This is a genomic window from Flaviramulus basaltis, assembly GCF_900114265.1.
Taxonomy (GTDB): domain Bacteria; phylum Bacteroidota; class Bacteroidia; order Flavobacteriales; family Flavobacteriaceae; genus Flaviramulus; species Flaviramulus basaltis.
The window spans coordinates 811468-824294 of record NZ_FPKV01000001.1; the positions used below are offsets into that span (position 1 = coordinate 811468).

10 protein-coding genes are annotated in these 12827 nt (G+C 30.7%); 3 read left to right on the forward strand and 7 right to left on the reverse strand.

The genetic code is table 11. The annotated features are described in order from the left end of the window. Positions 1–15: 15 nt before the first annotated feature. The 6 genes from BT151_RS03760 to BT151_RS03785 all read right to left on the reverse strand — a co-directional run bounded on the left by BT151_RS03760 (position 16) and on the right by BT151_RS03785 (position 8706). On the reverse strand, positions 16–1158 hold the full coding sequence (locus BT151_RS03760) for an MFS transporter (protein WP_072400411.1): 1143 nt from the start codon (positions 1156–1158) through the stop codon (positions 16–18). 97 nt (positions 1159–1255) lie between these two features. After that, the gene (locus tag BT151_RS03765) at positions 1256–1774 is read right to left on the reverse strand and encodes an OmpH/Skp family outer membrane protein (RefSeq protein ID WP_072400412.1); all 519 of its coding nucleotides are present in this window, start codon (positions 1772–1774) and stop codon (positions 1256–1258) included. A 244-nt stretch (positions 1775–2018) separates the two neighbouring features. After that, a complete protein-coding gene (locus BT151_RS03770; RefSeq protein WP_072400413.1) occupies positions 2019–2879 on the reverse strand; it encodes a class I SAM-dependent methyltransferase in 861 nt (286 codons plus the stop codon). Positions 2880–2932: 53 nt separating this feature from the next. After that, positions 2933–4804, reverse strand: a complete 1872-nt coding sequence (gene mnmG, locus BT151_RS03775; protein WP_072400414.1) for a tRNA uridine-5-carboxymethylaminomethyl(34) synthesis enzyme MnmG — start codon at positions 4802–4804, stop codon at positions 2933–2935. Between the two features lie 82 nt (positions 4805–4886). Continuing rightward, on the reverse strand, positions 4887–5297 hold the full coding sequence (gene ybeY / locus BT151_RS03780) for an rRNA maturation RNase YbeY (protein WP_072400415.1): 411 nt from the start codon (positions 5295–5297) through the stop codon (positions 4887–4889). Next, positions 5290–8706 (reverse strand): DUF4175 family protein, encoded by a 3417-nt coding sequence (locus tag BT151_RS03785; protein WP_072400416.1) that lies wholly within the window; start codon positions 8704–8706, stop codon positions 5290–5292. Before BT151_RS03785 ends, ybeY begins: the two co-directional genes overlap by 8 nt. Before the next feature lie 113 nt (positions 8707–8819). Here BT151_RS03785 and gltX point away from each other — a divergent pair, with 113 nt between their 5' ends. Together gltX and BT151_RS03795 are read left to right on the forward strand one after the other, a co-directional pair. Continuing rightward, positions 8820–10328: a glutamate--tRNA ligase gene (gene gltX / locus BT151_RS03790; protein WP_072400417.1), complete on the forward strand. Its 1509-nt coding sequence runs from the start codon at positions 8820–8822 to the stop codon at positions 10326–10328. Positions 10329–10497: 169 nt separating this feature from the next. Continuing rightward, positions 10498–11133, forward strand: coding sequence for a SanA/YdcF family protein (locus BT151_RS03795; RefSeq protein ID WP_072400418.1), 636 nt, complete (start codon positions 10498–10500; stop codon positions 11131–11133). Here BT151_RS03795 and BT151_RS03800 read toward each other — a convergent pair. Next, on the reverse strand, positions 11130–11813 hold the full coding sequence (locus BT151_RS03800; RefSeq protein WP_072400419.1) for a hypothetical protein: 684 nt from the start codon (positions 11811–11813) through the stop codon (positions 11130–11132). The two genes, BT151_RS03795 and BT151_RS03800, sit on opposite strands and share 4 nt — an antisense overlap. 75 nt (positions 11814–11888) lie before the next feature. On the opposite strand from BT151_RS03800, the gene BT151_RS03805 reads away from it, so the two are divergent. Then, positions 11889–12815 carry an SPFH domain-containing protein gene (locus BT151_RS03805; protein WP_072400420.1) on the forward strand — a complete coding sequence of 309 codons (927 nt, stop codon included), beginning with the start codon at positions 11889–11891 and terminating at the stop codon, positions 12813–12815. Positions 12816–12827 lie beyond the last annotated feature (12 nt).

Below are 12827 nucleotides of genomic sequence, written 5' to 3' on the forward strand. Positions count from 1 at the left end.
CTGTGGTGTTTTAGTTTAAAGTTGTTCTTTTTGCCTTCTAAAGAATAATTGAGATACAGGAATAAACATTAAACCGCAGAATAAAAAGATAATAAAGGCCTTTTGTAAACCAAAAGCATGCGATAAATAACCTATTAATGGAGGCCCTATAAACATCCCCACTATAGAGTAAGTTCCTATAATTGAAATTGCCATTCCTGGTGAATATTTTTTAGACTTTCCGGCTAACATATATGTCATAGGGAAAATAGGCGAAACTCCTATTCCTACTAAGCAAAAGCCTATTAAAGCTATCCAAAACTGAGGAAATAAAATGGCTGCTAGCACTCCTATTGAAATTAATCCTCCACTAATAATATACATGACAGTCATGCCTACTTTATCTAATATTCTATCCAAGAAAAGCCTTGACGTTGCCATGCAAATCATGAATAACAAATAGCCATAAGTGAATATTTCTTCTTTTACTACTTCTTTAAAGTAAATACCACTCCAATCATACATACCGCCTTCGCAAATTGCCGCAAAAAATATGAGCAGTCCTAAATATAAAATGAAAGGATCTGGTTTGCCTAAAATTAATTTATTACCCGTTGGAGACTTATCGCTTGTTAAAGAATGCCTGTAAGCCAATATAGATATTACTAAAGTTAAAGAGGCTATAATAGTAAGATGTGTTTCAATAGAAATACCTGTTTTAACCATTATAGTAGAAAACAGCACCCCAATAACGCCACCTATACTCCAAAGTGCATGAAATGAGCCAACTATTTTCTTTTGAAATTTACCCTGTAATGTTATAGACTGAGCATTCATAGCAATATTAAGCACACGCATACAAAGTGAGAAAACACTCAATAAAACAACCAGTAAAAAAGTGGTTTTTGCATATGAAATACCAATTAATGCCATTGCGAAAATTAAAAAAGACACTAATAAAGGATCTCTACTATTAAACTTTGAAACTAGCCATCCAGAAGCAATGGTTCCAAATAAAGCGCTTAAAGGCATTACTAATAAAATAGATCCTAATTGCGCATCGTTTAAATTAAAAAACTCTTTAATTGTAGGTATTCTTGATGCCCATGAGGAAAAACACAGTCCTGACAGAAAAAAGTACGCACTTAATGCAATTCGTTGAAGATTCTTAGTTTCCATATTATATTTAAGTTGCTAAAATACTACTTATTTGAATTGAATTTGCATAAAAAAAGCCAGCAAAAGCCAGCTTATTAAAATTATATTATATACTATTTTACTCTTCTTTGCTCTTTGCGTTTAATGCATCTAAAATAGTTTGCGTTAAATCGTTTTCATCAGTACCATATAATACATTTGATGCTGCATCACTAGTTCCTAAAATGTAAGTATAGCCATTACTTTTACCATATTCTTTAACAAAAGCTTTAACCTTAACAATAACTGAATCTATTTCTGTTTGAAAAGATTGCTGAAACTGTTGTGCTTCCATTTGTTTTTGTTGATCTTGATATTGCTTTTTCTGTCCAAGTTCTTGGTACTTTTCTTGAGCCTTTGTTTGCGACATTTTATTCGCGGCCGTTTGAAAAGCTTCTACCTCTGTTTGAAAAGCTTGATCTATACTATCAAATTTCTTTTGAAAAGCTTGTTTTTTAATTTCATACTTTGCTTCTATATCTTTTTTGTCTTGAAAATCATTTATAACAATTCCATTATCTACAAAACCTATTTTATTTGGTTTTGCACAAGAAGACAATACTAACATGGCTAAGGCAACATAAACTATATTTTTCATCAGTTTTTATTTATTGATTTGAAGTGGTTTCTAATTTGGACAAATGTAATAAAGTATGCTATAATTCAAAACGAAATTATTTTGATTTTAACATATAGATATAATTTATACTAAAAATAATTACAATAATTTATTTTTATAAAAAATGGTCTCGTTTAGGGCGTTTTAAAAGATTTAAAATAATTTGGCTAGTATTTGTTTGTTTTATTAGTCAAAAAGCCAATAGCAGTTTTAAAAACAATTTTTAGCTGTTTTTAACGACATAAATTAATGAAGAAGCCTCTTTTGTTTTGATTGACTTCAAATTTGAAAAGAAACCAACACAAAGTCCATTTACAAAATTCATTTTACCTTTTTTATATTTCTCCGAAAGTAAGCTTACATAAAATGCATCAAACCACATTGGTTTAATTTTTACCACTTCCATAAAATATTTAGAGACTAATTTTGAAATTGAATTTTTATTAAAATGCCAAAGATGTCTCGGTACATCATAAGCTGCCCAAAATTCTTTATAATATTTTGCGTCATAACTTTTATAATTAGGTACAGCTATTATTAAAGTGCCTTTGGATTTTAATAGTTTTTGAAATATTTTAATATGGTTTTCTAAATCTGGTAAATGTTCTAAAACATGCCAAAGAGTAATAACATCAAAACTATGTTCTTTATATTTTAAAAGTTGTTCTGTTTCAAAAACAGAATTATTTGTTTTTTTATTCGCAATGCTTCTGGCTTGATCATTTGGTTCAATTCCTGAAACTTTCCAATTGTTTTGTTGGGCTGTTTGCAAAAAGTCTCCTGTACCACATCCAATATCTAATAACTTTTTGCTTTCAACAGAAAGGGAATTAATTAAATTTAATTTCTTTTTTAAAGAAAGCTTCCTAACTAAATGATATACTTTTTCAAAAAGATTACGCTTAGAATCTGTATGAGAAATGTAGTCTTCGCTTTTATAATAATTGGGTAATTTATCTGAAGATGGTTGTGGAGTAGTTTCCATAAAACCATATTCTGAATTCTGAATTAATTCAAACGCTTCTCCAGAAACTGAATAATCTTTAACTTTTAAATGCGTTTTTTTAAGGCTTTCTTTTAACACGAATCTGGTAATGTTTTATAAAAAATATTGTGTTCCACGTGGAACGTTTAAAATTATCTACCCATGTAAACCAGTAAAACAGAAATATCATTTGGTGAAACACCACTAATTCTTGATGCTTGCGAAACGGTTGTTGGTTGAATTTTTTTAAGCTTTTCTCTTGCTTCAAAACTCATAGATTTAATTTGAGAATAGTCAAAATCTTGTGGGATTTTCACATACTCTAACCTAGTTAATTTATCAGCATTGTTTTTCTCTTTAGCTATATAACCAGAATACTTAACTTGTATTTCTGCTTGTTCGATAACTTCATTATCCAAATAGTTATCTTGAATATATTGCTCAACAGATTCTACTTTTCGAACATCATCCATAGAAATATTAGGTCTAGAAAATATTTTAAAAAGCTTACCAGATTGATTAACTAAAGCAGAGTTATTAACTTCTAAGATCGGATTTATTTCCTCAGGCTTAACACTTGTGTCAGAAAAAAATTGAACAAATTTCTCGGCATCATTGTGCTTTTGCTCCATTCTCTTTAAACGCTTTTCACTTGCTAAACCTAATTCAAAACCTTTAGGTGTTAAACGTAAATCTGCATTATCTTGGCGCAATAAAGTTCTGTATTCTGCTCTTGACGTAAACATTCTATAAGGCTCTTCTGTGCCCTTAGTAATTAAATCATCAATCAAAACACCTATATAAGCTTCATCTCTTTTCAGGGTAAAAGCATCCTTTTCTTGTGCTTTTAAACTTGCATTTATTCCTGCCATCAGCCCTTGAGAAGCAGCTTCCTCATAACCCGTAGTTCCATTAATTTGACCCGCAAAATATAAACCAGAAATTAACTTCGTTTCTAAAGTATGCTTTAATTGTGTTGGCGGAAAATAATCATACTCTATAGCATAACCGGGTCTAAAAAATTTCACGCTTTCAAAACCTACTACAGAACGCAATGCTTTAAATTGAACATCTTCTGGAAGTGATGTTGAAAAACCATTTACGTAAACCTCACAGGTATTCCATCCTTCTGGTTCTATAAATAATTGATGCCTATCTTTATCTGCAAATCTATTTATTTTATCTTCTATAGAAGGACAGTATCTAGGACCTAAACTTTTAATTCTACCATTAAACATTGGAGATCTATCAAACCCTTCACGGAGTAAATCATGAACCTCAAGACTTGTGTAAGTCATGTGACAAGAACGTTGTTCTTTTAAAGGCTTGGTAATATCTAAATAAGAAAACTTTTCTGGGTTCACATCACCAGGTTGCTCAACCATTTTAGAATAATCTAAACTACGCCCATCTACTCTTGGAGGTGTTCCTGTTTTCATTCTACCAGAATCAAAACCTAAATTAACTAACTGTTCTGTAATTCCAGTTGCAGCTCTTTCACCAGCTCTACCTCCACCAAAATTCTTATCACCAATATGTATTAATCCATTTAAAAAAGTACCATTAGTTAGCACTACAGATTTTGCTTTTATTTCAATTCCTAAAGATGTTTTTACTCCAACAACTTTATCTTTTTCTATCAATAAACCAGAAACCATTTCTTGATAAAAATCAAGATTAGGCGTTCCCTCTAAAAGCAATCTCCAGTCTTCTGCAAAACGCATTCTATCACTTTGCACTCTCGGACTCCACATTGCAGGTCCTTTAGATTTATTCAACATTTTAAATTGAATCGCAGATGTGTCTGAAACAATTCCGCTGTAACCACCAAGCGCATCAATCTCTCTTACAATTTGTCCTTTCGCAATACCTCCCATAGCTGGATTACAAGACATTTGTGCAATGTTTTGTAGATTCATGGTAACAAGCAAGGTTTTGCTTCCCATATTGGCAGCAGCAGCAGCAGCTTCACTACCAGCATGACCTGCACCAACAACTATAACATCATAAACTTCGTTAAACATAACTTGTTATTTAAAACCAACAAGTGTTCCACGTGGAACACCAATTTATTTAAGTTTGCAAATATAAGTGAATTCTTTGATTTTAAGCTAACTGCTTTAGATAGAGGTTTTCTTTTTCTCGCATAACCTTCGCATCATTCTCGGTCTTATCCTTATAACCACAGTAGTGCAAAACGCCATGAATAATAACCCTATTTAATTCCTCGTCAAAAGACACACCAAAATCAACAGCGTTATCCTTAACTCGTTCCACTGAAATAAAAATATCGCCCTGTATGGTTTTACCCATGGAATAATCAAAGCTAATAATATCAGTCAATGTATCATGGTTTAAGAATTCTACATTTAATTTGTGTAAATATTCATCATCACAGAACACATAATTAATCTCTTCAATTTTATGATTTTCTGATGAGATTGTATTTAATATCCAAGATGAAATTCTATCTTCAGAATCCAACAAAAACTCTGTTTCGTAATTAAAATTAATCATTCGTTTTTTTAAAATACTCTTGCACTTTCCTTTTGTAAACTTGCTGCAAAGGTAATGCTTGTCTGTTTAATATTTCAGTTGTATTAAAATATTGTTTTGCTGTTGGGATTTGATTTATAGATTTATTATCGAATCTATTTTTATTCGTTTGAGATTGTCTTTTATCATCTTCACCTTGTTGAAAAGTGGCATTCTCCAATTTTAACAATTGATGTTTTAATGCCATCATTTTTTGAAGTGTTTGATTAGTAAATCCTTTATTTAATAAATCTAATTCAATCTCCTCCATTCTTCTTACTAAGGCATCACCGTTTCCGCTTTTACCATCTTTAGCTAATTTTTCTTGTAGCGCATTACGTAATTGTTGTTGTTGTTGATATATTTCAAAAAGCAATCCGTTTACCTCTTCATTTGTACCTTCGCCTTCTCCTCCACTTTTTTGTCCTTCACTTCCTTTCTGCTCACCATTCTTTCCTTGCTTACCATCTTCACCTTTTCCTCCATCCTTTTCTCCCTCACCTTCTTGCTCCCCTTCACCATTTTGCGGCTTACCATCTTCTCCTTTCTTCATACCTTCTTCCATCATTTTATTAAGCTCTTCTTGACTCATAATAATATCTGGCAACTGCATATCGCCTTCGCCTCCTTTACCTGGAGACATACTCATACTTTCTTGCATATTATCTAAAACATCACTTAAAAAATCTGCTAAATTGTTTGCGGCTGTAATGGTGAATTGTTGGTTGGAAACACCTTGGTATAATTTGTTTTCTGCAAGTAAATCTAAAGCCTTATCAATGTTGTAATACACCTCTGTAATTTCCTTGTTAACTTGTTCAGATAGTTTTGGGTTTCTTAAAGATAATGCAAAAAGGCTATCATCAACATGCTCAAAATGTTCTCTTAAATTATTTTGTTTCTTAAGATAAGCAGCAAATTTATTGTGGTTTTCTTCTATGGCTTTAAACTGATTCATTAGTGCTTCTTGATCAAAAGAAAACAAAACTAAATTATCCAAAATTTGACGAAGCATTTCTACATCTTCTTCCATTTTTTCTCCACCAGAAGACTGCATTGCACTTTGCATTTTCTGACTCATTTGCATCATTTTTTGTGCTGCTTTTTTCTGGCTTTTCTTTGCGTTTTGTTTGCTCTGTTTTTCTGATGGACTATTTTTTTCTTCATCAGCAGCTTTCTCTAGTTCTTCATTTCCTAATTCTTCTGATGCCTTTTTCTGTTCATTATCTACTTCCTTTTCATCAAGTTTATCTCTAGGAATATCTATAGGTTTCTTTAACGTCTTACTTTCTTTTTCAAGTTGTTCTATATCCTTTTTAAAATCTTCAAATTGATTATTTAAACTATCTTGTTTTTCCTGAGTGTTTTCTTTATCAGTTTCGTTGGAAAGCTTTTCTTGATCTATTGATAGCTTCATTAAATCCTCTTTCATTTTCTCTAGTTTCTTATCTACATAAAACCTCTTTGTTAATTCAAGCAACTGTTCTAAACTTCGTTTTTTGTTTTTATTTTGCTTAGCAAGTTCTTCAAGCTTTTCTGTTAGCTGTTCCTTATTTATTTTTTCTTGAAGTTTTTCAATCTCTTCTAATAGCTTTTCATCCTTCTCAAGTTTTTCTTCATTCTCATCTAAACGCTTTTTCAAGTCCTCTTTAAAAGTATCTTCCTTTTCGTTTTCTTTTTGAAATTCTTCTAAGTTATCCTTTAACTTTTTATTGAAGTTTTTCATCATTTCATCTTGTTGTTTTTGGCGTTTAAAAAATGATTCCAACTTCTTTTTATCATTAAAATTTAAGGTAGATTTCTCCTTTTGAGTTTTAGTAATTTCATCTAAACTTTTCTCTTGCTCATTAAATTTTTCAAGAGACTTATTTAAATCCTTTATAGTTTTGCTTTGTTCTATAAGTTTCTTTTGGTCCTCTTCTTCTTTAGTGCGTTTTCTATAAGTAAATACATTACTTTTTGCGCTTTTATATTTGTTAATTAAATCATTATCAAATACTTGAAAATACATTTCATAAGGAATTCCTTCTTTAATATTCAAATTATTTGGAAATGCAGTAATAAATTCTGCTATATTAGAACTTGGTATAGCAATAAGTGAATGTTGTTTGTTTTCTTCATTATCAGATGGATAATAAACCAGTTGAAGTTTAGTTAAACCATAATCATCATTAACTTGTCCGTAAAAATAAAGCGTTTGTAAATCCAAACTATCTTGCTCAACTTTTAAATTAATTTCTGGATATTGATCCTTAACAACATCTATAGCAAACTCTAAATTTTCGTAATCATTAAGGTTTTTATTACTTGTACTTAAGGTGTAGTTGTAATTACTAAAAACTTGTTTTGAAGCTTCAAAAACATTTAATTTATCCGAGCTACAATGTAAAGTATCTTTAGAATATAAATAAACATTATCGGTAGACTTTGTTTTAAGCGCCCATTTAACACGTGTCCCTTCTGGCACTAAAGCGTTACCCGTACTTTTAAAAATTTCATCTTTTTTCTTAGTGTAATTGGGGTAATCTAAAACCATTTGAAAACCTAAAATAGAAGGTGTTTCAACAACATTAATAGTATATGGTTTTGAAGTGACATCGTTTGCATTTAACTGAAACGTTATAGATTCGTTTGGTTTAGAAAACACATACTCAAACTCACCTATTCCTTTTTGTTGTAAAAAATAAGTTTCATTGTTATATGTTATTTCAGCACTTTCTGGTGTAACCTCTCCTGCTGTTTTAACAATAAGTTTAAAATCTTTGTTTTCAATAGCATTTAAATTATCATTTACCACAAAAAACTCAAATGGTGCTGGTGGTTCATAGGCTGTTTTGTAATGAATAACACGTTCGTAACTGTCGCTAAACCAATTAAAATTTCCCGTAAAAAAAGTTAAAAGCAAAATAACAATAGGAATGGCTGCGTATTTTAAATAGCCAGTATTCTTCTTAAAGTTAATAGCTAGTTTAAAAGGAATAGGATTTAACTCTAAAGATTTTTGCTCAATACTAGCAAGTAATAATTCGGACTTAGACTGATTTTGATTAAGCTGAAGTACATTAAGCAATTTATCATTAACCTCGGGGAAATATTTACCAATAATTTTAGAAGCCGTTTCGTAATCAATTCCTTTTTGAAGTTTGAATAATTTGGCTAAAGGAATAAAAACGAACTTAACAAGCAATGCTAATTCTACAGCGACAAATAACCAAAACAAAATGCTTCTTGCTGTTGTGCTTAACCATAAAATATGTTCAAGAAATAGCGTGAATAGAAAATATAATAAGCCAATTGCAAAAAACAAAATAGCGCCTTTAAGCAGCTCATTAGTGTAATATCTTCTAATAAATGCTTCAAGTTTATTTTGTATGCTTTTAAAATTGCTCATGATGTGGGTAAAAGGTCTTGACAATTAACTAATAACTTACTAAACTACAATTTTATTTTTTACAAGGTTTATAATAATGTGTTAATTGTATCTTTGCAACAAATTTACAAAATATGTCCAAAAATGTTCGTGTGCGTTTTGCACCAAGCCCAACAGGTCCTTTACATATAGGCGGTGTTCGTACTGCGTTATTCAATTATTTATTTGCCAAAAAACACAACGGTACTTTTGTATTGCGTATTGAAGATACTGACCAGAACCGGTATGTTGAAGGTGCAGAACAATATATAATAGATGCCTTAAATTGGTGTGGAATTCCTTTTGATGAAGGTATTAATAAAAACGAAAAATTTGGTCCTTACAGACAAAGTGAGCGTAAACATTTATACAAAAAATATGCAGATGATTTAATTGCGTCTGGCAATGCGTATTATGCTTTTGATACTTCTGAAAATTTAGATTTTCATAGAAAAGACCATGAAGAAAAAGGGAAAACTTTTATTTACAATTGGCACAATCGTTTAAAATTGAGTAACTCTTTATCGCTTACAGCGGAAGAGGTAAAAGCAAAATTAGATGCTGGTGAAGATTACGTAATTCGATTTAAAAGTCCGCAAGACGAAACTTTGCATTTAGCAGATATTATTCGTGGTGATATTAAAATAGATACCAATGTTTTAGATGATAAAGTTTTATTTAAAAGTGATGGCATGCCAACCTATCATTTAGCTAATATAGTTGATGACCATTTAATGGAAATCTCACATGTTATTCGTGGTGAAGAATGGTTACCATCATTAGCATTACATTATCAATTATATAAAGCCTTTGGTTGGGAAGCGCCAGAATTTGCGCATTTACCGCTAATTCTAAAACCAACAGGAAAAGGAAAATTAAGCAAACGTGATGGTGACAAATTAGGCTTTCCTGTATTTCCTTTACAATGGAATTCACCAGACGGCGAAGTTTCTAGAGGCTATAAAGAGGATGGATATTTCCCAGAAGCCATGGTTAATTTTTTAGCGTTTTTAGGTTGGAACCCTGGAACTGAACAAGAAATTTTTAATCTTGATGAGTTAATAAATGCCTTCGAATTAGAACGGGTAAATAAATCTGGAGCACGTTTCGATCCTGATAAAATTAAATGGTTTAATCATCATTATATGCAAGAGCAGGATAATGATGATTTAGCTGAAACTTTTAAAAAATCTCATTCCGAGCTTTCAGAAATTGATGTAGATTACATAGCTTTAGTTATTGGCTTAATAAAAGAGCGCGCTACATTTGTTTCAGATTTTTGGGAGTTAAGTCATTTCTTTTTTACTGCACCAACTTCTTACGATGAAAAAGCATCAAAAAAAGCTTTTAAAGAAGACACTGCAGACATAATGAATAAAGTAAAAAACATCGTTTTACATATTGATGATTTTACCGTTAATGCCTTACAAACAGATATTAAAGGTTGGATAACTGAAAACGAAATTAGTTTTGGGAAAGTTATGATGCCTTTGCGTTTAGCATTAGTTGGTGCTTTACAAGGTCCCGATGTGTTTGATATTATGTTTATGATTGGAAAGAATGAAACTGTTACCCGAATTGAAAATATGGTGAAAACAATATAGTTTTAATCTTTACTACAATATAAATTTAAAAACCTCTTCATGATTTTGGAGAGGTTTTTTTATTAAATCTAACTTAAATTCATAAAAAATGATAACTTCGTTTATCGATTTTTATAAGTCATTGAATAATAAATTTACTTCATAACATTAATATACTTTGAATCAGTAAATGAAAAGCAAGAAACGAAAAATAATATTCTTATTATTAGCTTTACCAATATTATTAATATTCATTTCAAATTATTCTATAAAAAGATATGCTATAAATAAAACCTTTTCAGACTCATCAAAAATCAAAAAAAATAAGGTTGGTCTAGTTCTAGGAACGGCAAAATTACTAAATGATGGAAGAATTAATTTATACTTCAAATACCGAATTGATGCAACAATAGAACTATATAAAAAAGGTAAAATTGATTTTATTTTAATTAGTGGAGATAATGGAAATAAAAATTACGACGAGCCAACTGATTTTAAAAAGGAATTAATTTCAAAAGGAATTCCTGAAAGTAAAATATTTTTAGATTATGCAGGATTTAGAACACTTGATTCTGTTGTTAGATGTAAGGAAGTTTTTGGTCAAAATAGTATAACTATAATATCTCAAAAATTTCACAATGAAAGAGCTATTTATCTAGCCAATAAAAATGAAATAGAAGCAATAGGATTTAACGCTAGGGATGTCTCTGGGAGCTATGGGATAAAGGTTAAAATACGAGAGTACTTAGCTCGAACAAAAGTCTTTGTAGATATTATACTTGGTGTTAAACCAAAGTTTTTAGGAGAAAAAGTTGAAATAATCTAAAACGAAACAATAGCCCCTAAAACCAACATATTTTGGTTTCCTTTAAATCGTCCACTACCTCCAGAAGTATCTAAATTTTCATTTTCTAGTTTCTTTAAAATATTAGTAAAGCCATAAATGTATTGTGCTTTAAGCTTAAAATTCCTAACTCCAACAGAGGCACCAATAGCACCATTCAAATTAAATTGAGAAATATCTGTAATGCCTTCAGCAGATAAATTTGTATAGTTATTTACATAGTAGTTTTCTTGTGTTCTATCTTTAAATTCTAGCTTACTATTGTATTGTAACATCGGGCCAACATCAATAGTAAAATAATCAGGAATTACCTTTACACTAATCAACATGGCTACTTGGGCAGCAAACATTTTGTATTTAATAAATTCCTCTTCGCTACTTACTAGTGTTGGTCTTCCTAAAATCTCAATATTATTTTCAGAGAGTTGCATCCCAAAACTCACATTATACCAACGTAAAGGAATATCAACAGTTGCAGACATTCCGCCCAAAAATCCATTACCTTCCTTAGTCGTAAAATTATTGGTAGTTATATTAAATTTTGTAATACCTCCTGTAATGCCAAACCCGTTTTGAATGCGGTAATTTCCTTTTTGTGAAAAACTTTTTGTAACAAAACATAGCATTAAAGCTACTAATAAGAGAAGTCTATTATATTTCATAAGTTAGGGATATAAACGACCAAATATAGTATAATTTTTGTATCTTAATTTTTCTAACTATTTTAAATAAACATTATGAGTTTCTATCTTATCCCCTTTGTTTTTTTAGGACTAATTGTTCTAATTTCTTCTTTTTTTACTGTTAAACAACAATCCGCCGCCATTATTGAACGTTTTGGTAAATTTCACAGCATTCGTCAATCTGGTTTACAATTAAAAGTTCCTTTAGTTGATAGAATTGCTGGTCGCTTAAGTTTAAAAATTACACAACTTGATGTAATAGTTGAAACCAAAACTAAAGATGATGTATTCGTGCGCCTAAAAATATCTGTTCAATATAAAGTAATTAAAGAGAAAGTTGAAGATGCTTTTTACAAACTTGATTATCCACACGACCAAATTACAAGTTATGTGTTTGATGTGGTACGTGCAGAAGTACCAAAAATGATTTTAGATGATGTATTCTTAAAAAAAGATGACATTGCCATTGCTGTAAAAGCAGAATTGAATGACGCGATGCAAGATTACGGTTATGACATTATTAAAACATTAGTTACCGATATTGATCCGGACGCACAAGTAAAAGAAGCAATGAACCGAATTAATGCTGCTGATAGAGAAAAAACTGCAGCTCAATATGAAGGAGATGCGCAACGTATATTAATTGTTGAAAAAGCAAAAGCTGAAGCAGAAAGCAAACGTTTACAAGGACAAGGTATTGCAGACCAGCGTCGTGAAATTGCTCGTGGTTTAGAAGAGTCTGTACAAGTGTTAAACAAAGTTGGTATCAATTCACAAGAAGCATCTGCTTTAATTGTTGTAACACAACATTATGACACGCTTCAATCTATTGGTCAACACACTAATAGTAACCTAATTTTATTGCCAAACTCACCACAAGCAGGAAGTAATATGCTAAATGATATGCTTGCTAGTTTTACTGCTAGTAATCAAATTGGTGAATCTATGAAAGAGGCTAAAAACAGGAAGAATAAAGAATAATTTCTCATAACA

Excerpts from the sequence above, each read along its gene's own strand:
- BT151_RS03800 (WP_072400419.1), bottom strand. The coding sequence starts at position 11,813 with ATGAAATATAATAGACTTCTCTTATTAGTAGCTTTAATGCTATGTTTT.
- gltX (WP_072400417.1), top strand. The coding sequence starts at position 8,820 with ATGTCCAAAAATGTTCGTGTGCGTTTTGCACCAAGCCCAACAGGTCCT.
- mnmG (WP_072400414.1), bottom strand. The coding sequence starts at position 4,804 with ATGTTTAACGAAGTTTATGATGTTATAGTTGTTGGTGCAGGTCATGCT.
- BT151_RS03760 (WP_072400411.1), bottom strand. The coding sequence starts at position 1,158 with ATGGAAACTAAGAATCTTCAACGAATTGCATTAAGTGCGTACTTTTTT.
- BT151_RS03785 (WP_072400416.1), bottom strand. The coding sequence starts at position 8,706 with ATGAGCAATTTTAAAAGCATACAAAATAAACTTGAAGCATTTATTAGA.
- BT151_RS03795 (WP_072400418.1), top strand. The coding sequence starts at position 10,498 with ATGAAAAGCAAGAAACGAAAAATAATATTCTTATTATTAGCTTTACCA.
- ybeY (WP_072400415.1), bottom strand. The coding sequence starts at position 5,297 with ATGATTAATTTTAATTACGAAACAGAGTTTTTGTTGGATTCTGAAGAT.
- BT151_RS03805 (WP_072400420.1), top strand. The coding sequence starts at position 11,889 with ATGAGTTTCTATCTTATCCCCTTTGTTTTTTTAGGACTAATTGTTCTA.
- BT151_RS03765 (WP_072400412.1), bottom strand. The coding sequence starts at position 1,774 with ATGAAAAATATAGTTTATGTTGCCTTAGCCATGTTAGTATTGTCTTCT.